Genomic DNA, 24776 nt, shown 5'->3' with positions numbered 1-24776 from the left:
ATCTATTAATACCTAATGAAATTTATTATAGCGCAGATAAATTGGCTTAATCGAAAATATATAAATATCACGCAAAACTTAGAATTATGCCTATATAAAATTAGTTTGGTCCTTTTATGCCGTGCATACGCCGTGCGAAGGCAAAATAAAACCCTATGTATGCTTTATTCATAGGGTTTTATTGATATATTTTATTAAATACTAAATTTATAGCTAGTTTATAGCAAAAATATTTATTATTGCCTTAATAGCAGCATTTCTAAAACTAACATAAATAGCTAAATATAAAGTTGGCGACCAAACGGCGACCAATAATAATAAAAAAGCCTATAACCACAAAGGTTATAGGCTTTTATTTATGGAGGTGAGGGGAATTGAACCCCTGTCCAAACGCATTCCGTCACTAACATCTACGATCATAGTTATATTATTTGAACTTCACTAGTCCAAAACGCCATATAACAGGGCTAGTATGGACTAGCTAACCTGGAATGACTCTTTTTAACTATTCAGATGAGGTAGTTAAACGTAACTCACTAAGTTGATACTTGGATTCAGACGTGAGTAATCCGAAAACAAGCAACACATGCGCCTAAATTAGGCAGCTAATGCGTAAGAATTTTCTTTATTTGCAGTTATAAAACTGTGACGTTTTTACGTAGCCGTGACCTACGAACCGCAGTCAATGCGAATCTACGCCTGTCGAATCCCAAAACACCCCCGCTTTGGGTAAAAACAATTATAGCATAATATAGATATATTTACTAATATTAAAGAAGCCTCACCCTAAACCGCTTTAAAGTGCAATTGCTGCCAAAGTACATTGGCTCAGCTTAAAAGCACATAAATGTTTAAATTAAGGAAAAAAAGCCGTTAAGAAGTTATCTTAACGGCTTAAAATAATTATGTTTTAAACTAATTCAAATGGGCCAAACGAACTACATCACGTTCAATCATTAATTCTTCATCAGTTGGAATAACTAAAGCTTTAATTTTAGAATCTGGTTTGGTAATAAACTTCTCACCATTGGTCTTATTAGCTTCTAAATCAGGTTTTAACCCTATAAATTCAAATGATTTCATTACATTTTCACGAATACCTGAATCGTGTTCTCCAACTCCAGCTGTGAAAATAATAGCATCAGCACCCTTCATTTCAACCATGTAGGCACCAATATATTGCCTTACACGGTTAACAAAAATGGCACGCGCAAGGTCAGCTTTTTTATCAGAATTGTTTTCTAGGTCTCGCATATCAGAAGAAATCTCAGAAATACCTAATAAGCCGGATTTATCATTGAGAATCTCAATCATTTCATTAATATCAATATGATCTTTATTCATGATATATTGCAAAACTGATGGATCAACATCGCCTGAGCGGGTTCCCATGGTGATACCTGCCAGTGGCGTAAAGCCCATTGAAGTATCGTAGGACTTACCTCCTTTTACAGCGGTAATTGAAGCACCAGAACCCAAATGACAAACAATTAATTTTAAATCTTTGGCATCTTTACCGAGCATTTCTGCAGCTCGACCCACAATGTAGCGAACCGATGTCCCGTGTGCACCATATTTACGCACACCATATTTTTCATAATAATGATAAGGAATTGAATACATATAGTGAACTGGATCTAAAGTTTGGTGAAATGAAGTGTCAAAAACGCCCACTTCGGGTACACCAGGCAAAAGCTTCATAAAGGCCTCAATTCCTTTTCCTTCGGCAGGATTATGAAGTGGGGCATATTCCTTTAAATCATAAATTTTTTGTAGTTTTTCTTTATCAATTAGCGCAGAGTCAGTAAAATCTTCACCACCAGCGACTATTCTATGACCTACACCTACAATCTCATTAATATCTTCAACCACATGGTATTGTTTTAAAGCTTTCAGTAATAAGTTAACTGCAGTTTCTTGATCTGGAATTGCCACATCTTCACTGTGTTTTTCACCATTTGCCAGTTCAATTTCAAAAGAAGAACCATCAATACCTACTCTGTCAGCAATACCTTCTGCTAAAACTTTTTCTTCAGGTAAAGCAAACAACTTATATTTAAATGAAGAACTGCCTGAGTTGATTGCTAAAACTTTTTTCATATATGTAATTCCTCCATAAATATCACTTTAAATTTATTTCACAAATCAATTAATGTTTTTAGTATACCACTCATTTAGTTTAACATTAAGCTTTATTAGGTCATCTTCGTTTTTAAACGAGTCCAACTTTGTGAGAAATACTTCACTATTTCCGATATTTTTGCCATGATTTTGTAAAATTAAAATTGCTTTTTGATTAAATTTATTTTGAAAAGCACTGTCAGGAAGTTCAACAATTGCGCGCAGAAAAACCTTCTCTGTTAGCCATGGCATAAAGTCACTGCCACCTTTTCCAGATAAAATTGCTTTTGGTACAACAAGAAAAGCAAAGCCTCCTTCTTGGAGATTTTTAATAATCTGTTCAATAAATAAAAGATGAGCAAACGAGTGACCATTTTCCGATTTGGTAGCAAAATTAGCAGCATTTTTATCAATAGGATAATAGCCAACGGGTAAATCACTAATAACAACATTAGGGCTCTTAAACAGCCAAGGAGTCAGTGCATCTTGACAAAACATTTCAATATCAATGTTATTCAAATGTGCTGCAATATCAGCTAAACTCAGCATTTCTTCGTCATTATCAATACCATATAATTCAAAATTAGTTTTTGAATGGTTAGCGCTTTTTAGCTGCTGAATTACAGAAAACAATAAATTACCTGTGCCAATAGCAGGATCAGCGATTACCAATTTCTCTTTAGGCACCAGCTTTTGCACAAACATAGCAATTATAGTAGAAATAGCTGGTGGAGTTGGCATTTGATTGGCATCAAGCTCATCTTCAGTAACTGCTTTCAAAGTCAAATAAGTGAATATTTGTAATTTGGTATTATTCGACAGTTTGTCATAATTCAATTTGGCATATTTTTGACTAAGTTGTTTGACTGTTTCTTTATCAGGTGCCCCCAGTTCAACTTTAATCTGCCCATTTTCAAGATTATCAAAAGTTTCTGTCAGAGCATCCCCAAAAGATACATTCAACGCCTTCTGTAAACATTGAACGCAGTCCAAGAAACTATTAAAAATATTTTCAATTTTATCCATTTTTATTCCCCTTATCTCTAAAATATTTTAATAGAAATACGGTCCTAAGAGCAAGGAAATCAATTATTAAGTAGGTATTCAATTAATAAAAAATCATTTTCCATACTATTTCGATATATTTCCTGATAAAATTGCAAAAATATTAAACAAGTAGTTAATACCAGCACACTACTTAATAAAGCACTAGCTTTTAACAATTTTCTTTTTCTCATTGCGCTTTTCTTTCTTCGGTTTGGGATCAAACTTTAAATATATTTCTGATTGCCTGCCATCCTTTTCAGTCACTTTAATTTTAATCTGCTCATCTTTAGTAAAAAATGAAGCACGGGAAACATTAATTAACAAAGGCATATGTCCACCTTCAGGGGTAGTAACCCTAATCATGTTTTTGTAAAAATTGATAGAGTAAAATTTTTGTTCATTATTTTTGCTTATTATCTCAAAATCCGCATTTTTGAACGTAGATTCAGCGGGCTGGGTGTAACAATACTTGAACTTTTGTTTTTTAAGAAAACGATTGAATTGAACATATGAAAATACCACGTCATCGGTTTTATGATTTATTTTATTTGCTAAAGTAGTACTTTTCAGTAAATTCTGCAGTATTAATACTACTAATAAAGTGGCAAAAACTGAAAATAAAGCCTCGGCAAGTAAAAACCCTTTATTTTCTAATTTGATATGTCTTCTCATTAGTTTCATCATAAACGCTCATTTTTCCAGTAAAATAATAAACATGATCGTGTACAACGATCTTTTTTAAGTTATTTTTGCGCATCACATGCCAGGCATAAGTAAAATCCGTTTTATGCTCAATATTTCGTTCAATTTGACGGCTTTCACCTACAATTAAAGCTAAGGTAGCAACGCCCATTAAGGCAAGCATAAGGGCAACCATGCTTTCCACTATGAAGAAGCCTTTCACTTTTTTATTAATCAGCAATTGCTCTACCCCACGTCATTTGTAATTTTATTCTTTTACTATTTTTGTGGTCACTAATCGTAATTGTATGTGGTGGCATAGAGCCGCTAGCTGATATTGCCAAATTTGACAAATTATATATTTCAAGGTGAGGATTGATTTTTATTCTGCGTAAATAGTCCTTGCTAGTTATCCTGATGCTTTTTGAACCCGGATAATAACGAATATAGGCAGCTTCATGGCGAATTGTGGCTATCCGAGCCGCTTGTTCAATCGAACTCTTAACTTCTTGAGCGGTATTAGTTAAAATCATTTTTTCTCGATACCGCTTGATTTCAATAGTTCCCAGCATTACTAGACTGACCACAATAGTTAAAGTAATTACCATTTCAACTAAGGTAAACCCTTTAACTTTGTATTTATTCATTCTTTTTAACCACACCATTTGTTACGGTATAATTTTTTGATTTTGCAAATTGCTTTTTGGTTAGATAGCCATCTTCAAACATATTTTGGAAAGTAATTTCCTTACCTTCACGATCCTTATCATCTTCATATAAAGTAGCTTGTGTTTGTAAAGTCGTTTTGAAAGCATCATTTGTTTTCGCATTGGCGCTATCTTTTTGCTTGGTCAAATTGGGTGCTATGATAATTAGCAACATAACTATTATCGCAACAACTACTACCATTTCGATCAGGGTAAAACCTGGTACTTGTCTATTTTCTAAATTTAAACGTAAAAAATTACGTCTTTTTTTATTTTTCATTATTTACTCCTAATTTCAATATCTTAAATTGATTGCATCATGGCATAAATTGGTAGTAATAGTTTTAAATACATGCCAATAATACATAAGCCAATCAAAATAAAACAAACTGGTTGCACATTAACAATCAACTTTTCAATTTTTTGTGCTAAATCATTAAAAAGTGCTCTACCTAACAGCAAAAATCTTTTGCTTAAGTCGCCTTTTGTTGAACCTGCTTCTATTAATAAAATTAGTTCATTAGGTAAAAATTGCTCTTTTTTAATGATCTCATCCGGACTCATTCCTTTAGCCAGCTGTTTACTTACCTTTAATCCAACATGATGCTGCAAAGAACCCTCAAGTTGTGAAACAGCATAATCACAGATTTTTTGTAGAGAAAAGCCGCTGGCTAATAGCAGTCCTATGTCATAAATCAAAATATATTTCACGTATATCCTGATTAGAGGACCAACAAGAAAAAAGTGCGAAAGCTTAACTAAAGCACTATAATCCTGTCTTCTTAATAAAATCATTATTTTACTCATAAAATAAAGTATGATCAGGCAAAATACTAGTAATAATAAAAGCATGAGGTCCCCTGTATGCTCGTTTGATTCGGCAAATTGATTGGATACAAAAGTTTGCATAAATAGCAATAGAAAAATCATCATTATTACTAAAACAAATGGATAGGTCATTTCAGATTTTAATTTTTTAAATTGCGCATTTTTCAAACGATTTAGCGTTGCAATTTGTGTCAAGCATTCAATCAAATTTCCCTGTTCTAGAGATAATTCAATCTGTGTCGCAATTGTTTTGGAAAAGCCCAAGTTTAACATTTCGGTACTCAACTTTTTACCTGCTTGAATTTGCTTATTCAACTGCTCAAACAAATTTTTACGTTTTGGCCATATTATCGGCATCATTTCCAGACTGGCATTTAGTGAAAAACCGTTTGCCAAACTGTTTTGAAGATATTCCAGAAATTCTAACCGTTCTTTATTATTTAACTTATCCTTCCTGATATTGGTAACATACTTGCGCACTAATTTTTCCTTTCTTTTGCAGCTGGGTTAAATTCTGGTGCCAATCGACGTAATTGCCCCTCTTAGCCATATTGATGTCTGCCTGAAGTTCTGGACCACTAGCAATATCCATTAAGCAGGAAAAGCCGTCGGTGGTCGGTAAAAGCCGTTGATAACTAACGGCCGTCAGACAATTAAAAAGATCTGCTGTGCTGATATTTAAGCTCTCAAGTCTTGAAATTGTTTGCAAAGTGCTTTTAGCATGAACCGTAGCCAAAACAAGATGACCACTTAATGCAGCATCAACAGCTAATCTTGCCGTGTTAGCATTCCTAATTTCCCCTATAATCAAAATATCAGGTCTATGCCTTAAAGCTGCTTCGAGTAGTCCAGAGTAAGTAATATCCGCAGTTAGGTTCACTTGAGTTTGGATAAAGCTTGCTTCATGAATTTCCACCGGATCTTCAATCGTCATTACAACTTTATTTTGACCAGCGATTTTAGCCAAATTATACATTGTTGTAGTTTTACCCGATCCTGTCGGGCCACTAGTAATTAATAGTCCCCTTTTTTCAGTTAAAGCTTTTAATTGATCAATCTGGCTGTTAAAAAAGTACTTACTCTTATCAATTTGATAGATAATTCTGATAACTAAAGACTCGCAGTCGTTAAAGTCCCCAATACTTGATAACCGAAGAAAGTAAGTCTTAGCTTGAAATTCATACTCAAAAGCACCTACTTGTGGTCTACGATGCTCAGCAATATCCATTTGTGCAGCGAACTTTAAAAAATTGATTAGTTCTTTTCCTTCATTTACTGAATATTGGGTATGCTTTGTTATCCCTTTTATTGTGCGCAAATTGACTAGTAAACTATTTTCGCGCAATAAAAAGAAAATATCACTTGCATGCTTAGTTATTGCTTCCTCAATTAGATTGTTTACAGCGTCTTTTATTCTCATAAAAACCCCCTTATCTTGCTACCATTATTAATTACGCAAAAAAAAGAATTTTTCTCACAAAACTAAAAAAGCTCACACAATTGTGTGAGCTTAACTAAAAATAATTATGAGAAAGAAAGTTATTTGGTGCTTAAAATATAGTCAACATATCTCTCAGATTCTTTTTTTAACTGTTCATCTGTTAGATTTTGCATTACTCCTTGGAGGATAAAAGGTTTCAGAAATTTTGTTCCTATTAAGTTACTTGTAGCTTTAAAAGGAATAAGCATTTCATCAATGGTATAATGAAAATCACCATAAATATGATAATTTTTAGCTGGAGCACCAGTAGAAACAGCAATCATCATTTCTTTGCCTTTAAGAGCATTTCCTGTACTTCCATAAGCCCAGCCATGTAGAAGAACTTGGTCTTCCCATTTTTTTAATAAGCTGGGGCAACTATACCAATACATTGGAAATTGTAAAACTATTCTACCGGCTTTTTCTAACAGACTTTGCTCTAATTCAACATCTATTTTCTCATCTGGATATTTTTCGTATTCATCCCTTACTATCACCTCCTTTGAAGTATTTTTTAGAACTTCTTGTTTCAAAGCTTTATTTACTCGTGAATTATTTATATGCGGATGAAAAATCAAAACTAAAGTTTTCAATATAGTTTCCTTTCTTTTATGTTTAGTATCTTAAATTATGAAGCCATGAATTTACTTTGGCTTTGGCAGAGGCAGCATTTTCTCCTTTAATCTCAAAACCTTTTTTCAATTTTGCTTTAGGAAAAACACTATGAATAGTATTTAGTGACTTGCCCCAACCCGAACTCGCATTTGTAGAAAAGGGTATTATTGTTTTATTATTAAGGTCGACCTGATCCATAAAGGTTCTGACAATCATTGGAATATCATCCCACCAAATTGGATAACCCAAAAAGATGGTGTCATATTTAGAAACTTTAGGTAGCTTACCCTTTATTTTTGGTCTAGCATTATTTTTTTGCTCCCTTTCAGCTTGACTTACTGTTTGATCATAAGATTTTGGATAAGCCACTCTGGGTTTAATCTCAAAAATTTGGGCACCAGTAACTTTTTTAATTTCATCAGCAATACGTGCAGTATTTCCCCGCGTTAAATTAACTCCAGGATAATTTTGACCAGATCTTGAAAAATAAACGATTAAAATGTGACTTCTGTTCACACTTTTTACTTTTTTATTTGAAACCTGTTCATTTCTTTTGTCATCCGCTTTTTCCTGAGCCTGATTTTTATTTATAAACCAGTACAGCCCTAAACTTAGAATTACTAGTATTAAAAGTAAGACCATAATAATTGTAGTTTTCTGCTTTGAAAATTTTTTCATTGATATTCTCCCAAAGTTTATTTATGAACTTAACGATTGAATCGTTTACCAAATTATTGAGGTTAAAAATATAAGTTAGTATTTCTCATATACGAAATTTTGTGGTTTGCCTAACATTATTGCCATTCACCACCTTTTACAATAAAAGTTTAAAGTCACATTTAATAATTGTCTAATACTAAAAAGGTATGTTAAATCATACTTTTTATGTTATATATCCCTATAAAAAACAAAAATCATACAATAATTGTATGATTTTTGTTTTGCTATTTAATTTTATATAACTTTAGATATAGTTGGAAATTTCAATTAAATTTTTATCTGGATCACGCACATATATTGAGCGAATTTTTCCATTTGCACCAGTTCGTAACACTGGTCCTAAAATTATTTTTAAGTGTTCATTTTTAAAGTGCACTATTAAATCATCAATTGGAGTATCACTTATCAAACAAATATCACCTGCTCCAGGCGTGGGAAAAGCAGCTTTAGGATCAATTTCGTGTCCGACTTCATGTAAATTGATCTTTTGCTTTCCAATTTTTAGGGCTGTTCTGCCATTTTGAAAATTAATTGTTTCTATACCAAAATATTTATGGTAAAAATCAGTAGTTGTTTTAATATTTTTAACTGTTAGCACTAAATGGTCAAGTACAATTATAGCCATATTTGCCCCACCTCTTTTTCAATTATTATATAATGCCATAGAGAAAAACGTTTGGATTTAGTTCTGAGTGTTTTTTTCAAACCAAAAAGCAACACTTGCGTGTTGCTTTTATCCATTAAATACTTATTCTTGCTGCGACTTTAAAAACATACTTATTTAGATAGAAAAATTTTTTATTAATATGAATAAACACTAAGAATAATAAAAATCATTTAATCGCAGTTTGCCGGATTAGTATTTAAGGCTCATTCCAAATAGCCTCACTCTCCTTTCTTTTTACGGAAATCTAAGACACCTAATAGAGAACCGAAAAGAGCAATAATGCCGCTGATTAGCAAAGCTAACTGACTTTTCTTTTCGGTACCAGTTTGCGGTAATTTGGCTTTATCTGCTTCTGTTTTTTGTTGGCTAGCTTCATTACTTGCTGTTTGTGCTTTATTTTTATTTTCTTGTGTCAAAGCAGAATTGTTTTTACCTGATGTTTGTGCATCGTTTGTTTGCTTTGGCTTTTTATTGTTATCAGGCTTTTTTGCTTTGTCATTTGGCAAAGGCCTATTAGTTCAGTTGTTGTCAGTACTTTGTTCCGGTTTCGTCGTCGGAGCTTTTTTATGGTAAACATAAGTCACAGTCTGCGGCATATTAGTAAAGTAGCCTATCCGGTTGCCATTAACTGAATCATAAACATAATCGTCAATATCAAGTGGTGAACTGATGTAGCCATCACCAACGTTACCGGACAGAATTTGAACTGGTTCTCACTAGTTTATTAGTCTGCGATTCAGCGCCTTTTCTATCATCTTGGTTAATAGAAGCAGCATTTACGTTAGAAGCGGTTTGTGAATTTTGCTCGTTTCTTGACAATGTATTCTGAGTTTCTGGGATAGTCTCATCGGCTTTAACCCTGTTCGTCTGCAAAGCTAAACTAAGTAAACAAATTGGCACTGACATAGCGGTTGCTAATAATTTATTTTTGTATTTTTTATACACTCTTTTTCTCCCCCCCAGATTAATTTTTAACAGTCAAAATAGGTTCAATAACTAACAATTACTTTTTTAGTAAAACAACAATATTTTTCTAAAAAAATATTGATTAGCAATCTAAGCAATAGATTAATATTAGATTTCTATTACTTAAACCAATTAATTACAGTTATACATTCATTTTGTATTTTCAAGGATTTTATATGTTAGGTTTTTTTAGAATGTAACAAGTGCAATTAATTGTGATTGCTAACCAATATATTGCAATAAAAATTGCTTTTTATTGCTGTTTTACTTCTTTGTATATATCATTAACATAAGAAGTAAAACCTTGGTAAACAAGTTTTCTTCTTTACCTAAATAACATTGATATATGACTTTTCTAAAAAACTAAATGTTAAATTTTAAGAGATTACCCCTCTACTGTCTTCTTTTGCGCAAATCACAAAGTTGCTTTTTACACTACCACAAGTGATACTATTCAGGTAAACTAAAAAAGTAGTCAGATTTCGTACCACGGCTACTTAATTATCTAACACAATAATGAGAATTTTGTGCTGTCCACTCAGTGGATGATTTTATTATATTACCATTTATGATAGTGGTCAAGTACAAATACAATCATTTGTGATACTTTTTAAGGAAGAATTTGAATGAATGTATATTCGCGTATTTTTGATACCGCTAAAAAACATGGTTTATCCATTAAAGAACTTGCTAGAAGGGCTAAAATTGGAGAAAACAGTATTTATAGATGGAAAACTATTAAGCCTTCCACACAATCTTTGACCAAAGTAGCTCGACAATTGCACGTTTCTACTGATTATTTATTAGGTCATGAAGAAAATAGTAATAAAAAAGACTGCTTAGATATAGCTGATAAAAATGCTCAGTTATTATATGAAGGTCAACATGTACCTGAAAAATATGTCAAAATGCTTCGCTTTATTATGGAAGAAGATCGCGCAGAAAAAACTAAAACTTCCAAAAATTAAGTAAAAAAATTCTCCAGAATTGACTAATCAATTCTGGAGAACTAATCAAATAAGATTTTACTTAATCTTCGTCAGCTGCCGCTGTATACACATTTTGAACATCTTCATCATCTTCGAGAGCATCTACCAAATGATCAAATTGTTCTTTTTTATCATCTGGAACAGGTGTTGTATTTGCAGGAATCATCGTCAGCTCAGCATTAGCCAGCTTATATCCGTCCTTTTCAAGTGCATCACGTACTTGTGCAAATTGTTTAGGATCAGTATAAATTTCGTATGCATCATCGCTTGTTTGCAAGTCATCGCCACCTGCATCCATTACATCAAGCAACATCTGGTCTTCATCAGCATCAGTGGTAGAACGATCTATCACGATATAACCGCGACGATTAAACATATAGGCAACAGAACCAGTTGCTCCTAATGAGCCACCGTTACGAGTAAATGCAACTCTTACAGCAGAAGCAGTCCGATTTTTGTTATCGGTTAATGCTTCAACAAATATTGCTACACCACCTGGAGCATAGCCTTCATAAGTAATTTCATCATAATGCTCGTCTGAATTTCCTTCAGCCTTTTTAATAGCACGATCAATATTAGATTTAGGCATGTTATTTGCATGGGCCTTATCCATTACCATACGCAAATTAGGATTTCCGGAAGGGTCAGGACCACCATTCTTTGCAGCCATATAAATTTCACGAGATAATTTTTGGAAAATTTTACCCCTCTTTGCGTCTTGCGCATTCTTGCGGCCTTGAATATTATGCCATTTTGAATGTCCTGACATTTAAGAATCCTTCTTTCTTTTGATAGCGTATTAACGATATTATCTTACCGCATGAAGCTATAAATTTCAATACTAGCAATCATCCCCAACAAATTTTTAAAATTTTTTTGAATTCGTTTTCTTTAAAATAGTTTACTTTGCTACTAGTCAACTTTTTATTTAATTAGTAAAATAAAAACATTAGTTAATTTTCAAAGGAGAGAATTTTAGTGGAGGAAATAAATTCAAATAAAAAATATATTTCTTGGCCGATATTAACACTCATGGCCTTTTGTACTGTGATCGGCTTGGACGATATCATGTACAACTTTCAAAACCAAGGAATGCCGGTTGTTACCTCATGGATTATCATGTGCTTATTCTATGTCATTCCCTATTCATTAATGGTAGGCCAACTTGGTTCAGTTTTTAACAGCGAAGGCGGAGGTCTTTCATCTTGGGTTCGTGGAACTAACGGTGAATTTTTGGGCTACTTTACAGCCTGGACTTATTGGGCCGCTTCCATTCCCTATGCTGTTGATTCAGCTAACGAAATTATAGTTGATATTGGCTGGGCTTTAACCGGTTCTGAAAAATTTCAGAGTCAAATTTCTAACACTAAATTTGCTTTAATGACATTTGCCATGTTCATTATTTTTATCATCATCGAACATTACTTTTCACATTCAATGGAAGTATTGTCAACTATTGGTGGTGGCTTAATGTTGATCATGACATTAATGTTTGTTTTCTTAGCTTTCGTCGGTTTAGCAAAGTCTGGTGGACATATGGCAACGCAGCCATTCACTTGGCGCACACTGATTCCCAAGTTTGATATGCATTACTGGACTACCATTGCAATGCTTATTTATGCTTTAAATGGTTGTGAGCTGGTAGCTCCTTACGTTACCAAAATGAAAAAACCAAAATCTGATTTTCCTAAAGCAATGGTTGCTTTAGCAATCATGACTATTTTTCTGACAGTTTTTGGTTCATTTGCACTGGGAATTTATTTTAATAGTTATCACATTCCAAACGACTTAAAGATGAATGGCGCCTATTACGTTTTTGACATGGTAGGACACCAATATGGTATGGGCAAAACTTTACTTTATGTTTGGGCGTGGACTTCTGTCTTTTATAACGCCGCATTGTTAGCCGTATTACTTGACGCAATGACCAGAATGTTAATTTCAGATACTGGCGACAAGTACATGCCTAAATTCCTACAGAAAAAAGACAAAAACGGTCTGCCGATTAACGGCTACGTTTTAACCGTTTCTCTTTCAGCTTTCATTATGCTTTTAGGAATCTTTTTACCAGATATGAATGATATCTTCAATTGGCTGTTAAACCTGAATGGTATTATTTCACCGGGAGTTACTTGCTGGATCTTCTTCTCTTTCATGCAAATTAGAAAGAATTCCGCCAAATTTACTTCTGACTATGTCTTTATCAAGAATGACAAATTGGCATATTTAGCTGGTCTGTTCTTATTAATAGTTACTGCCGCAGCCACTATTTTAGGTATTGCACCACAAGATATTAAAAAATTCAGTGGTTATTGGTGGTATGAATTAATCATCAATATCATTGCTATTATTGTCTTAATTGGTCTGGGAGTAATTTTGCCAAGTATTAGACGACGTGAAGAAGAATATGGCATTGCGTTTAGTCGTAGACAATGGAGCGTAATGTTTGTCCTCATAATTGGTTCAATCATATTTGATCTCTACTTGGGCGAAAAGAATTCTTTATTCAATAATGCAGCGATCAGCTTAGGACAAGTTAAAATCGGAATGAATATTGCTTTGATTGTCTTAGAAACAGTTTTGGCAATTCTCTTATGTTGGCTTGTCGGCAGAAAAAAGCCTGTACAAATTAATAAATAAATATTGTAGTTTATCAGCCTGCGAAATCATTTCGGTTTCGCAGGTTTTTCTTTAGCTCCTAAAAAAATACTGGTCGTTAATTCAAGTGGACCAGTTAAAATATTAAAGTTTCTACTATATAATAGTAATAGAAAAATAAGTTAAGGAGAGTTCAATGAATAATATTCCTTTTAAAGCAGTAGCTGTTGATATGGATGGTACCTTTGAAAATGATGAAAAAAATTTTGATCATCAAAGATTCGAAAAAGTCCTAACTAAATTACGACAAAACCACGTTCATTTTATTGTTTCAAGTGGCAGACCCCTATCGCGTTTACGGCAGGATTTTTATGATTTTTTGGATCGTATTGACATAGTGGCTGATAACGGTTCAATTTTGACCAAAGATAATAAAATTATTGTACGGCATGTTTTTACTTATAAAACTGGCATAAAGCTTATTAGTTTTATACAAAATAATTATCCGCAAATTCGGATTGCTGCAAGTGGTCTGAACAAATCATATATCAGTAAGAAAGCTCCACGTTATTTTAAAAATTCTATGCATTATTTTTATCCCGATGTGGATGAAATTGGCAACTTGGTAGATATTCCTACCAGCGATAGCTTGACCAAACTAACTCTTGAATGTTCGGCGGAACTTGCTCGCGAGCTGGAAAGAAAGTTTAACCAAACAAATGCCGAAAGAATTCACTGTACAACCAGTGGTTTTAATAATATTGATGTAATGCCCAGCAGAGTTAATAAAGGACAAGGCATTAAATATTTTTTACGTTATTTCAATGTTAAGCCTTCTGAATTAATTGCTTTTGGGGATGGGCTTAATGATCGTGAAATGATTGAACTGGCAGGATTTAGTTATGCTATGAAAAATGGTCATGAGGAACTTAAAAAAATTGCTAAATACGAAGCACCTTCTAATAATGATATGGGCGTTTTGCAAGTATTAGAAAGCTACCTAGACTAAAATAACTATATAGAAGAAAAAGATTTAATAAGGACCTGTTTTCATGAGTTATATTGATGTACGACACAACTATAAACGTTATCAAACTGGTGATACTGAAATATTAGCCAACAACGATGTAAGTTTTACTGTTGAAAAAGGTGAATTAGCCATCATTTTAGGTGCCTCCGGTGCGGGAAAATCTACTATTTTAAATATCCTAGGCGGAATGGATACCAATACCTCTGGTGATGTAATAATTGATGGTAAAAATATTGCTAAATATAATAAGCGCGAACTAACTGGTTATCGGCGCAGCGACATTGGTTTCGTGTTTCAATTTTATAATCTTATTCAAAATTTGACGGCAAGAGAAAATGTTGAACTAGCATCAGAAATAGTTCCTGACGCACTTGATCCTGTAAAAACACTGATTGATGTTGGTCTTAAAAACCGGATTAATAATTTCCCAGCAGAACTTTCCGGTGGCGAGCAGCAAAGAGTAGCGATTGCTCGTGCAATTGCGAAGAATCCTAAAATTTTGCTTTGTGATGAACCAACCGGAGCTCTTGATTATCAGACTGGTAAGAGTGTTTTACAGACCATCATTAACATGAGCCACAATAACAAAACGACAGTCGTAATAGTTACGCACAACAGTGCTTTAGCTCCCCTAGCTAATCGTGTGATCCATTTTCATGACGGTCAAGTTACCCAGATTGACACAAACCAGCATCCAGAAGATGTCGCTAATATAAAATGGTAGAAAAGGTTGATCATGAATAACGTAATTTTAAAAGATTTTTGGCGGTCAATTAAACATACTAAGGGACAATTCATATCAATTATGGGCTTAATGATGATTGGTGCATTTGCTCTAGTGGGCTTGATGGTCACCGGTCCCGACATGCGTGACACTGGGAATCACTATGCGCAAAAATTAAATACCGCTGACTTGACTGTTATTTGTAACTATGGTCTGGATCACAAGGACACTCAAAAAATTAAGCAAACTAAGGGTCTGCAAGACGTTGAATTTGGCTATATGACAGATACGGTTATCAAACATAGCCATGAAAGTTTTCGCATTTTTTCAAAGCCAAAATTAGTAGGTAAATATGAAGTGCGCCAGGGTCATTTACCTACCAAGCAAAATGAAATTGCTTTGGCCGATCACTATTCTTCCCGCTACAAAATTGGGCAAAAAATCAGTTTCACTGAAAAGAAAAATATTTTAGGGACCACATTACTAAAACGTAAAAGCTTTAAGATCACTGGTTTCGTGCGCTCAAGCCAAATTTTATCCAACGTTAATTTAGGACAAAGTAACAGTGGTACTGGTGAACTTAAAGGGTATGCTGTTGTTAGCCCCAAGGCATTTGACCATACAGTTTACACTACTGCCAATTTAAGATATAAAGATTTACGCGGACTTGATTCATACGGTAAAACTTACACCAGTAAAGTCAAAAAACATAAAAAAGTTTTACAAAATGCTCTTAAAAATAGTGCTCATCAAAGAAAGCAAAGAATTTTAAATTCTGCGCAAGAAAAATTAGCTCCTCAGGAAAAGAAAATCCAACGTGCCGAGCAAAAAATAAAAGTGGCAGATCAACAAATTAATGCGGCTGAAAAACAATTAGCAACTCAGAAGGCTAAACTAAATACGCAAATAGCACAGGCAAAAAACGCAGGTACAAATTTACCAGCCACTGCCAAAATGCAGCTTGAACAAGCTCAACAGGAAATTGCTGCAGGAGAACAAAAGCTGCAGCAAGAAAAAAGGCAATTTTCCCATCAATCGGCCGTTGCCACTAAGAAAATAAAAGCTGGCAAAAATAAGATCAATAAGATAAAGAGTAAGTTAAAAAAGCTAGAGCTACCAAACTACAGCGTATATAACAGGCGTGAAGTTCCAGGTGGTGAAGGAAATCTAGTGTACACAACTGTTGCACAAGTAGTAGAAGATCTGGCTAAAGTGTTCCCGATTTTTCTCTACTTTGTTGCTGCTCTTGTTACCTTTACCACCATGAACCGTTTTATTGATGAGGAAAGAATTAACTCCGGTACAATGAAAGCATTGGGCTATGACGATTATGTCATCATCAATAAATTTATTGCCTACGGCTTTATTTCTGGCACTATCGGTACTATTTTAGGGGTTTATTTAGGTCATACTTTGATGCCCCAGATTGTTTATCATGCCTATTACAAATCTATCACGATCCCGCCAATCGAATTACACTTTCATTGGCAAATTAGTTTGATCGCGCTTTTATTATCCTGGATCAGTTCAGTTTTACCTGCTTACTTGACTGCTAAGAATGAATTTAGGGAAAAACCAGCTGCACTGCTATTGCCAAAGCCGCCAGCAGCCGGTTCTACAATTCTACTGGAAAAAATTCCTTTTATTTGGAACCATCTTAGTTTTACCCATAAGGTCACTGCGCGTAATATTTTTAGGTATAAGAAGCGCATGTTAATGACAATTTTTGGCGTTTGTGGTGCCGCTACAATGCTATTTGCCGGATTTGCAGTTAAAAATTCGATCACTAATATGAATAACAGGCAATTCAATGATCTTATTCACTACAACATGATTGTGGCAGAAAAACCTGGCATTTCCGATCAGCAAGAAAAAAGTTTAAGTAAGAAATTACAAGCTGGCAGCATTAAGTCGGAAACCCCTATTTATTATGAATCCTTGTCTAAAACTGCTGGTAAAACCGGTGACACTCAAGATATCACGTTAATTGCTCCTTCTTCCAGTAAAGTCTTAAAGGATTATGTTCATTTAAATAACCGTAAAACAAAACAGACCCTTCATTTAAGTAATAACGGCGTAATCATTTCTGAACGCCTTTCTACCCTGCTTAATGTGAGTGAAGGCGGCTATATCTCAATCACAGATAAAGATAACCACGTTAGAAAAATGAAAGTAGCTGGTATCACAGAGATGTATATGGGGCATTTTGTTTTCATGAACAAAACAGAATACCAGCGAGTCTTTAAACGTAATTTCAAATCTAATGCCTATCTGGTTAATTTAAAGAATTCGAGTCGCCAGAACACGAGAAAAATGGCCGCACAATTTATGGCACTAAACGGCGTGGCAGGAGTTGTCCAAAATACAGCAGTTAGCCAAGAATTAGACGTTGTAGTGCAATCTTTAAACTTGATTATGGTTGTTTTAATAGTAGTTGCAGGTCTGCTAGCAATCGTTATCCAATATAATTTAACTAATATCAACATTGCTGAAAGAATACGTGAACTTTCAACTATTAAAGTTTTAGGTTTCTACGATAATGAAGTTACCATGTATATCTACCGTGAAACCATTTTGTTAACAGTAATTGGTATTTTGGTAGGCTATTTGACAGGTGATTTGCTCTATCGCTATATTCTTTATGTTGTTCCACCTGATAATGTCATGTTTAATCCAGCATTATCAATGTCTAGTTTTCTTTGGCCACTGGGAGTTATCGGCATAATTACTATTGTTTTAGGCTTTATCGTGAATAGAAAACTTAAGAATTTGGACATGCTGGAAGCTTTAAAGTCAGTGGATTAAATTATAATGCTCTTTTGACCAAGAGCATTATTTTTATTTCTTTATAAAAATATTAAATTAAACTAAAATTATGCTATAATTATTTTATTAGATTTAATGTTCATGAAAAGATCTTCAAATTAACCTGTATACGAAATATTTATCATCCTTCCTTTTTAAATGATAAAGTTACTACAAATTAATTTTGGAGAAAAAATTGAATAATATTTTACAAGTTAAACATTTAAAAGAAACCTATAAGAGTAAAAAGCAGGAATTTCAAGCTTTAGATGATGTTTCTTTTACAATTGACCAAGGAGAAATACTGGCGCTTTTAGGCCCTAATGGTGCTGGAAAAACTACTATTGTCTCAATCATTGGCGGTTATTTAATCCCTACTTCCGGCCGTGTGATTTTGAATGGTCAAGATATTACCACTGCACGAAAGAGACCAAACATTGGCGTTTCTTTTGGTGGTGATTTAGGTTTTTACCGTAACGCTACAGCCAAGCAAAATTTACAATTTTTTGCTGACTTGGCAAAGGTTCCCTTCCGCAAGCAGAATAAAGAAATTGAACGTGTTCTGTCAATTGTTGACCTTCTGAATGTTGCCAATAAAAAAGTGGGAGAATTTTCTAAAGGAATGACGCAAAGACTGCATATAGCACGCTCTTTGCTCAATAATCCTAATCTATTGCTCTTGGATGAACCCACAAGTGGTCTTGATGTTGAAATTGCACAGAGTGTGCAGAATACAATTAAAAATCTGTCTGACTCGGGTATTAGTATTTTATTAACCAGTCATACTATGTCCGAAGTTGAAAAATTGGCTAAACGGATAGTTATTTTAGGTGCAGGAAAAGTATTTTTTACCGGCACCATTAATGCTGTTTTTGGCTTAGCTGAAAAAGAAATAAACCAAAAACCTAAAAATTTAGAAGAAGCCTATTTAGCTTTAGCGCCTAAATTAAGGAGGAAATAAAAATGCGTTTTATTCGTCTTTTCCTCTTTCATGTTAAAGATTATCTTTCAGATCAATATTTTGTCTGGTTGACGATCACAAGTACTACTTCTATCTTTTTAATGCAATATATTATGGCGTACGCTACACATAATTTGGATAATACACAAATATGGCTCCAAAGCGGTATTTTTGGAATGTGGACTTCTTGTACAACCGTTGCCGGTTGCATCAGTTTTGAACGTTACAAAGGAACGCTGCCTTATTTATTAAACAGCCAGTATGATGAAAGAGCTTCGTTAATTACCTTGCTTTTGCCTGCATCCAGCTATGGCCTGTTTTCGTTTCCGATTGCATTTATTCTGGCAAAAATTTTAGGAGCAGCTACTGGTACAGTTTCTCTTTACATTATTTTATTAATTTTGCTAATGTGGGTCGGTTGTGCAGTAATGGGCATCTTAATTTCATCTTTTCTAACTCTGTCACCAAATGCAATGGTCTATGAGAGCTTAATCGGAACCCCCATATTATTATTAGCAGGATTATTCGGCAATGATACCGTTTTAGGGCCATTAACCAACGTATCACAATGGTTTATTCCAATCACGGCACCAATTGCTGCTTTATCCCATAATAAAAGTCTCAACTGGTCTTCTTATTTCTGCAGTTTACTTCTTTGGATTGTATTAATTGTGGTTATTGTCAGAAAAATTAACGACCTGGTAAGAAGGAAAGGAGCTCTGAAAATTATCTAATGTTTGCTACACAGTTCTCGGGCCTTTCATTTCTGAATAATTGGCGGACAAAGCTAACTTACTTTTTCATTACACCAATGATTAGTTTGGCCCTGTTAGTATTAATCAATATGCAATATTCTAATCAATTTAATTGGGGAGTTGCTATTAGTTCAATTGCAATATCTGCAGCTGTACTTACTCTTGAAACATTTTGTTCAGCTGTGATTAACGATGCTAATTTAAGAATTGACTTTGAATTAATTGCCAAAAAACCTTTCAGCTTCAGATATTGGCTTACTAAGTGCATTGTTGCCCTTATTATAGGCAGCACTTTAGCACTAATTAACCTTTTTCTCTTGTATTTAGTAGGTGCGCCCTTAGTCATTATTGGACGAGCTTTACTCATGCTGCCGCTTTTATGTCTTTATGGCTGCGCTTTAGGTTTTGTATCTTGGGCTATTTCCTGGCAAATGAATGATCCCTATTTTTTAGAGAATATTATCAGTAGTATAGCCGAATTAGTCTCAGGAGTGCTAGTTGTAATTTCAGCTTATCCTGATTGGTTAAAAGCAATTTCTTTTTTATTCCCCTTTTCAGAACCAGTTACTTATATCAAAACAGGTGATGCTAACCTAACTTATAGTGTATTTATTACCTTCATTTGGCTTATAATTGGCATTTTAGCTTATATTTTTCAAATCAAGCCTGTTTTAGCTAAAGGAAAACATCATTATTAAGGCTTACACAGTAAAAAAGAGCGGTTGAATATTTTTCAACCGCCCTTTTTGTTTTTAACATCCTATATTTTGGCTTTGCCTAATAAAACTGAACTAATTACAACTGATAGTGAACTAAATGCCATAGCTAGGCCAGCTATTTCTGGACTAAGAGTAAGACCAACGCCAGCAAACACACCAGCTGCAACCGGTATACCTAAAACGTTATAAATGAAAGCCCAAAACAGATTTAACTTTATCCTGTTAAAAGTCTTACGGCTAAGCTTCAAAGCCCGCACAACGTCTTCAAGATCGTTTTTAATTAGCACAATACCACCTGCATCTATTGCGACATCGGTACCGGAACCCATGGCAATACCAACATCTGCTTGGGTCAAAGCCGGCGCATCATTGATTCCATCACCCACAAAAGCCACATGATGCTTCTTCTGCAGGTTTTTAATAGCATCCGCTTTATCAACCGGTAAAACTTCAGCTATTACTTGATCAATACCAACTTGCCCAGCTATTGCATCAGCTACCTGCTGATTATCACCTGTCAGCATTACGGTTTTCAACCCTAATTGGTGCAAGTCACTTATTGCCTGTTTAGCATTTTCTTTGGGAGCATCTTGAATTGCAATTAAGCCAATCACTCTTTCATCTTGAGCAACCGCTATTACAGTCTTTGCCTCATTTTGCAATTTTATAATTTTGGTCTTAAACTCCGCAGAAAACTCAATTTCACTCTGATTTTTTGGACTTCCAACTAAAATTTTACTGCCAGAAACAGTGCCACTTACGCCCTGCCCTTCAATTACAGTAAAGTTTACTACTGGTTTCAGGGTAATATCTTCTTTTTTCGCAGCAGCTAAAATGGCGGGTGCAAGAGGGTGTTCAGAAAGTTTTTCCAAACTAGCAGCAAGTTGTAAAACGCTTTTTTGATCACCTACAACATCTGTTACTTGGGGCTTTCCCTTAGTAATAGTACCGGTTTTATCAAAAACAATGGTATCTATATTATTCGCAGCTTCTAAAATTTCTCCGTTTTTGATTAGAATGCCCATTTTAGCACCACGGCCCGTGCCCACCATTAAAGCGGTGGGTGTAGCCAAACCTAAGGCACAAGGACAGGCAATCACCATCACTGCTACCGCAAAAATTAAAGCAGTAGCGACATTTTTGCCTAGAACAATAAACCAAACCAGAAAAGTCACGATAGCAATAATTAAGACGGTAGGAACAAAGATATTTGCAACTTTGTCAGTCAACTTTTGAATTGGTGCATGACTATTTTGCGCCTTTTTCACAATATCAATAATTTGGGCCAACATAGTATCATTGCCCACCTTTTGTGCTTCCATCACAAAAGATCCAGTTTGATTAATCGTCGCACCAATTACCTGATCGCCTTGGGTTTTTTTAACTGGTAAACTTTCACCCGTAACCATTGACTCATCAATATTTGAATTTCCCGAAACTATCTTGCCGTCCACAGGAACTTTTTGCCCAGGCATAACTTGTATCAAGTCGCCCTTAACAACTTTAGTTATTGGAATACTGACAAATTCATTGCCACGCTTAACTAAGGCATCCTTAGCACCTAAGTTTAATAGTTTGCCCATTGCATCTGAAGCTGTAGCACGCATTTTTTCTTCCAAGACCTGTCCCAGCAAAACAAAGGTAATTACAAAAGCAGCACTTTCAAAGAAAACCGGTTTGCCCGTAAACATCGCATAAATGCTATAAACATAAGTAATTGAAGTTCCTAAGGCTACCAGTGTATCCATATTAGAATGATGTTTCTTAAAAGCCGACCATGCACTGGAAACAAACGGCCCTGCAGAAATTAGCATAATAATTGTAGTAAAAATCAGCATGGTCCATTTGCCGCCTGGCAGCATCCAACCTGTAAACGGGTGAATGATCATTTCCAGCAGCATTGGCAATGAAAGTATCAGTGACGTCCAAAAGCGTGTTGTTATCTTCATTTCTTTACCTACGCTTATTTAACAATCACTTTGCCATGAAACATATTCATACTGCATTCCCAGTCATATTCACCCGGCTTGGAAGTATCTATTTTAATTTGTTCTACTTTACCTTGAGGTAGCTTTTGATTAATACCAAAATCAGAAAAGACAACATGGTCCAGACAATTGGATGAGTCTGTCCTCTTAAAGTTCAAAGTAGCCGGAACGCCCTTTTTTAAAACAACTCTTTCAGGTGAATATCCACCCTTGACTTCAATGTCAACACTTTGTTTATTGGCATTAACTTGCGCATTTGCTGCCGCCACATCATGTTTGCCGAAGAACCACCATGCAATAAAAGCAATGAGTGCAAGTCCTAAAGCTAAAGTAATGATTTTATCCATGATAATTTCTCCTTTTTTCTTCTTTAAGTTAGTGTCTACATATGTAAACTATAATTAGTATAGATGGTTAATTTACAATTGTAAACATTAATGCTCAAAAAAATCACTGGCTTTTGTCAGTGAAGAAAAAACTATCTAATCAGCATTGAGGCTCTGCAACCATTTTGCCAAATCTTTTTCTTCATTTAATACATGTTCCAGCTTTATATTGTCTTCTGCAGCTAATGACAGCATTAATTGCAAAAAAGCAGGTACTGAAAGTCCATGCCGATCTAAGTTATATTGTGCTTGTTTTACTGTTGCACTTGCTAAATTAATTGAGAGTACTTCATCTTTCATTTTATATTTAATCCCCAAACCTTTTTATTAAAACTAATAGACCATTTTAAAGAAATTACCTGCCGCTACGCAAGCTTTTAGCAAATAAAAAAATAACTACGTGGTCTATCTGCCGGCACCATTATATTTTTTCAAGCCCAAATTCCAGACAAAGTGATCCAAAAAAATAAAGATAACCGCCATTAATAATTGTAATAACAAAAGTTGCCAATCTTGAGCCTGCAACAAAATTATTGTTGCAGGACAAGCTACCAGGCCAAAAGGAAGAATAAAATTAAAAATAATATTGCCTACTCCGCGGTAAATACTGGCTGGATATCTGCTCATTTGGATCATACTTAAAAACAAATCGTTCCTGCCAAAATTAGTAGGAAACCAAAAAGCGGAAATCGTCCATAAATACCATAATGAATAGTAAAGAATGCACCCACAGATACATGACAATATAAAACAAAGTAATTGCACTAATGTGATCTTGATATTTTGACAAGCATAAATAATTACGACTAAGCCTAAGAAGGAGTTTACCAGCTGCGTAAACTCAATAGCACTAAAGAAATAATATAATTTAGTATTGATTGGTTTTAACAGGACGGAATCAAGTGTTCCCTCCCTAATATCATTTTCCATTTTGGGCATGGATTTAACCAAGAAAGCCATTAAAAAGCCATCAAGCATAGTGTAAACACCAACGAGCAATAAACATTCTTTGTATGTCCAGCCGCCAATTGTGTCAACGCTTAAATAAATCACCTTAAAAAATGCAATGGGAATACCTAACCACAGGACTGATGAAATAATACCAAAGAGTGTGTCTAATCTGAAACTCACTGTTTCCAAAAGAGCAATTTTTACCAAAGACCTGATTAACTTAAGTTTATTTCTCATCGTTTAACCCATTACATCAGAATATCTCTGAAGCCCTTTCTTATTAACTATTTGCACCATCAGATAAAATACAGCTGCCCAAATTAGCTCTACCAAGGTATTTTTACCCCAATTTGCTAAGGAAAATCCTTTGACCAGAGTATCAATCGGAAAAGAACTAAAATACTGAAATGGCAAACACTTAGTTATTTTTACTAAAAAGGACGGTAAAATTTCCAGCGGAAAGTAAAAACCAGCAAGCAGGTTCACCACTACCTCTTTCACAAGTAAAACAAAAAAGAGGTTATCAAACCAATAAGCCACACTGCCAACGATATATGAAAATAAAAACCACAAAATTGCAGATAATACTATGCTAACAGCAAATTCGACCAAAATCATTGGCGAAACATGCAACAAATTATTTAACAGAATGTACAAGAAACCAATTACAAGAATTGGCAAAAGTAAAAGCAAATTTGCCAGTCGGTCACCAAGCATTTTAGCGAAGTAATACTTTTCAATTGCTATGGGTCGATGAATGATATTAGACAGTTCTCCTGAATGAATATCATCATTTAGTTCCCAATCTACTGCGTACCATACAAATGAATTAATAAAATTGACACCTATATAGTAGATCACAATCTGATTTTTGCTAAAGCCGCCAATTGTTTGTCCCTGATCTAAAATTAGAGACCATAAATAAAACATGACTAGACTAGGCACAAGTGCTTGCAAAAGCAAAATCACCACACTGCTTTTATTAGCCAAGATCGACTTCAGAGAAATTTTGCTGATAGATAAATATGTTTTTAGCAT

The 24776-nt window shown here is 34.5% G+C and carries 28 protein-coding genes and 1 other RNA gene; 8 read left to right on the top strand and 21 right to left on the bottom strand.

Annotated elements, in window-relative coordinates; translation table 11 throughout:
• Positions 1-356: 356 nt before the first annotated feature.
• The 15 genes from ssrA to LACWKB8_RS03540 all read right to left on the bottom strand — a co-directional run bounded on the left by ssrA (position 357) and on the right by LACWKB8_RS03540 (position 9811).
• Positions 357-722: a transfer-messenger RNA gene (ssrA, locus tag LACWKB8_RS09125) on the bottom strand.
• Between the two features lie 193 nt (positions 723-915).
• Entirely contained in the window at positions 916-2100 is a 1185-nt protein-coding gene (locus LACWKB8_RS03600) for an acetate/propionate family kinase (protein ID WP_038522100.1), read from the bottom strand.
• Between the two features lie 45 nt (positions 2101-2145).
• On the bottom strand, positions 2146-3147 hold the full coding sequence (locus LACWKB8_RS03595; protein ID WP_038522098.1) for a class I SAM-dependent methyltransferase: 1002 nt from the start codon (positions 3145-3147) through the stop codon (positions 2146-2148).
• A gap of 183 nt (positions 3148-3330) precedes the next feature.
• Positions 3331-3852 (bottom strand): ComGF family competence protein, encoded by a 522-nt coding sequence (locus LACWKB8_RS03590; protein WP_082229331.1) that lies wholly within the window; start codon positions 3850-3852, stop codon positions 3331-3333.
• Positions 3812-4090: a hypothetical protein gene (locus LACWKB8_RS03585; RefSeq protein ID WP_052059648.1), complete on the bottom strand. Its 279-nt coding sequence runs from the start codon at positions 4088-4090 to the stop codon at positions 3812-3814. The genes LACWKB8_RS03590 and LACWKB8_RS03585 overlap by 41 nt, the downstream gene beginning before the upstream one ends.
• Positions 4080-4496 carry a type II secretion system protein gene (locus LACWKB8_RS03580; RefSeq protein ID WP_052059647.1) on the bottom strand — a complete coding sequence of 139 codons (417 nt, stop codon included), beginning with the start codon at positions 4494-4496 and terminating at the stop codon, positions 4080-4082. The genes LACWKB8_RS03585 and LACWKB8_RS03580 overlap by 11 nt, the downstream gene beginning before the upstream one ends.
• Positions 4489-4836 carry a competence type IV pilus major pilin ComGC gene (comGC, locus tag LACWKB8_RS03575; protein ID WP_038522091.1) on the bottom strand — a complete coding sequence of 116 codons (348 nt, stop codon included), beginning with the start codon at positions 4834-4836 and terminating at the stop codon, positions 4489-4491. The genes LACWKB8_RS03580 and comGC overlap by 8 nt, the downstream gene beginning before the upstream one ends.
• Positions 4837-4859: 23 nt before the next feature.
• Positions 4860-5864, bottom strand: coding sequence for a type II secretion system F family protein (locus tag LACWKB8_RS03570; protein WP_038522088.1), 1005 nt, complete (start codon positions 5862-5864; stop codon positions 4860-4862).
• On the bottom strand, positions 5830-6804 hold the full coding sequence (gene comGA / locus LACWKB8_RS03565; RefSeq protein ID WP_038522085.1) for a competence type IV pilus ATPase ComGA: 975 nt from the start codon (positions 6802-6804) through the stop codon (positions 5830-5832). The genes LACWKB8_RS03570 and comGA overlap by 35 nt, the downstream gene beginning before the upstream one ends.
• 119 nt (positions 6805-6923) lie before the next feature.
• Entirely contained in the window at positions 6924-7457 is a 534-nt protein-coding gene (locus LACWKB8_RS03560; RefSeq protein WP_038522082.1) for an NAD(P)H-dependent oxidoreductase, read from the bottom strand.
• A gap of 22 nt (positions 7458-7479) precedes the next feature.
• The gene (locus LACWKB8_RS03555; RefSeq protein WP_082229329.1) at positions 7480-8157 is read right to left on the bottom strand and encodes a flavodoxin; all 678 of its coding nucleotides are present in this window, start codon (positions 8155-8157) and stop codon (positions 7480-7482) included.
• Positions 8158-8443: 286 nt separating this feature from the next.
• Positions 8444-8824, bottom strand: coding sequence for a VOC family protein (locus tag LACWKB8_RS03550; RefSeq protein ID WP_038522079.1), 381 nt, complete (start codon positions 8822-8824; stop codon positions 8444-8446).
• 260 nt (positions 8825-9084) lie between these two features.
• Positions 9085-9372: an LPXTG cell wall anchor domain-containing protein gene (locus LACWKB8_RS03545; RefSeq protein WP_038522076.1), complete on the bottom strand. Its 288-nt coding sequence runs from the start codon at positions 9370-9372 to the stop codon at positions 9085-9087.
• A 12-nt stretch (positions 9373-9384) separates the two neighbouring features.
• Positions 9385-9519 carry a MucBP domain-containing protein gene (locus LACWKB8_RS09400; protein WP_371211456.1) on the bottom strand — a complete coding sequence of 45 codons (135 nt, stop codon included), beginning with the start codon at positions 9517-9519 and terminating at the stop codon, positions 9385-9387.
• Positions 9520-9553: 34 nt separating this feature from the next.
• On the bottom strand, positions 9554-9811 hold the full coding sequence (locus LACWKB8_RS03540; protein ID WP_038522074.1) for a hypothetical protein: 258 nt from the start codon (positions 9809-9811) through the stop codon (positions 9554-9556).
• 647 nt (positions 9812-10458) lie between these two features.
• Here LACWKB8_RS03540 and LACWKB8_RS03535 point away from each other — a divergent pair.
• The gene (locus LACWKB8_RS03535) at positions 10459-10800 is read left to right on the top strand and encodes a helix-turn-helix domain-containing protein (protein ID WP_038522071.1); all 342 of its coding nucleotides are present in this window, start codon (positions 10459-10461) and stop codon (positions 10798-10800) included.
• 61 nt (positions 10801-10861) lie between these two features.
• Here the strand turns inward: LACWKB8_RS03535 and LACWKB8_RS03530 are convergent, their stop codons facing one another.
• Positions 10862-11590, bottom strand: a complete 729-nt coding sequence (locus LACWKB8_RS03530; protein WP_038522068.1) for a YebC/PmpR family DNA-binding transcriptional regulator — start codon at positions 11588-11590, stop codon at positions 10862-10864.
• Positions 11591-11853: 263 nt separating this feature from the next.
• Here LACWKB8_RS03530 and LACWKB8_RS03525 point away from each other — a divergent pair, with 263 nt between their 5' ends.
• From LACWKB8_RS03525 to LACWKB8_RS03495, 7 genes are all read left to right on the top strand, one after another.
• Entirely contained in the window at positions 11854-13461 is a 1608-nt protein-coding gene (locus LACWKB8_RS03525; protein WP_371211455.1) for an APC family permease, read from the top strand.
• A gap of 154 nt (positions 13462-13615) precedes the next feature.
• Positions 13616-14428 carry a Cof-type HAD-IIB family hydrolase gene (locus LACWKB8_RS03520; RefSeq protein ID WP_038522062.1) on the top strand — a complete coding sequence of 271 codons (813 nt, stop codon included), beginning with the start codon at positions 13616-13618 and terminating at the stop codon, positions 14426-14428.
• A gap of 43 nt (positions 14429-14471) precedes the next feature.
• A complete protein-coding gene (locus LACWKB8_RS03515) occupies positions 14472-15173 on the top strand; it encodes an ABC transporter ATP-binding protein (RefSeq protein ID WP_038522059.1) in 702 nt (233 codons plus the stop codon).
• A 12-nt stretch (positions 15174-15185) separates the two neighbouring features.
• Positions 15186-17978 carry an FtsX-like permease family protein gene (locus LACWKB8_RS03510; RefSeq protein ID WP_038522057.1) on the top strand — a complete coding sequence of 931 codons (2793 nt, stop codon included), beginning with the start codon at positions 15186-15188 and terminating at the stop codon, positions 17976-17978.
• Positions 17979-18174: 196 nt separating this feature from the next.
• Positions 18175-18939: an ABC transporter ATP-binding protein gene (locus LACWKB8_RS03505; protein ID WP_038522054.1), complete on the top strand. Its 765-nt coding sequence runs from the start codon at positions 18175-18177 to the stop codon at positions 18937-18939.
• Between the two features lie 2 nt (positions 18940-18941).
• Positions 18942-19673 (top strand): multidrug ABC transporter permease, encoded by a 732-nt coding sequence (locus LACWKB8_RS03500; protein WP_038522051.1) that lies wholly within the window; start codon positions 18942-18944, stop codon positions 19671-19673.
• 110 nt (positions 19674-19783) lie between these two features.
• Positions 19784-20392 (top strand): antibiotic transporter permease, encoded by a 609-nt coding sequence (locus LACWKB8_RS03495; protein WP_242491939.1) that lies wholly within the window; start codon positions 19784-19786, stop codon positions 20390-20392.
• Between the two features lie 62 nt (positions 20393-20454).
• Here the strand turns inward: LACWKB8_RS03495 and LACWKB8_RS03490 are convergent, their stop codons facing one another.
• The 5 genes from LACWKB8_RS03490 to LACWKB8_RS08985 form a co-directional block, all read right to left on the bottom strand.
• The gene (locus LACWKB8_RS03490) at positions 20455-22362 is read right to left on the bottom strand and encodes a copper-translocating P-type ATPase (protein ID WP_038522044.1); all 1908 of its coding nucleotides are present in this window, start codon (positions 22360-22362) and stop codon (positions 20455-20457) included.
• 14 nt (positions 22363-22376) lie between these two features.
• Positions 22377-22748, bottom strand: a complete 372-nt coding sequence (locus LACWKB8_RS03485) for a cupredoxin domain-containing protein (RefSeq protein ID WP_038522041.1) — start codon at positions 22746-22748, stop codon at positions 22377-22379.
• A gap of 135 nt (positions 22749-22883) precedes the next feature.
• The gene (locus LACWKB8_RS03480) at positions 22884-23087 is read right to left on the bottom strand and encodes a hypothetical protein (RefSeq protein ID WP_038522038.1); all 204 of its coding nucleotides are present in this window, start codon (positions 23085-23087) and stop codon (positions 22884-22886) included.
• A 105-nt stretch (positions 23088-23192) separates the two neighbouring features.
• A complete protein-coding gene (locus LACWKB8_RS03475) occupies positions 23193-23975 on the bottom strand; it encodes an ABC transporter permease (RefSeq protein WP_038522035.1) in 783 nt (260 codons plus the stop codon).
• 3 nt (positions 23976-23978) lie between these two features.
• Positions 23979-24776 (bottom strand): ABC-2 family transporter protein, encoded by a 798-nt coding sequence (locus LACWKB8_RS08985; protein ID WP_052059646.1) that lies wholly within the window; start codon positions 24774-24776, stop codon positions 23979-23981.

This window comes from Lactobacillus sp. wkB8 (assembly GCF_000761135.1).
GTDB lineage: Bacteria > Bacillota > Bacilli > Lactobacillales > Lactobacillaceae > Lactobacillus > Lactobacillus helsingborgensis.
The sequence above is the reverse complement of the archived record's forward strand: the minus strand, read 5'-3'. Positions and strand labels throughout refer to the sequence as shown.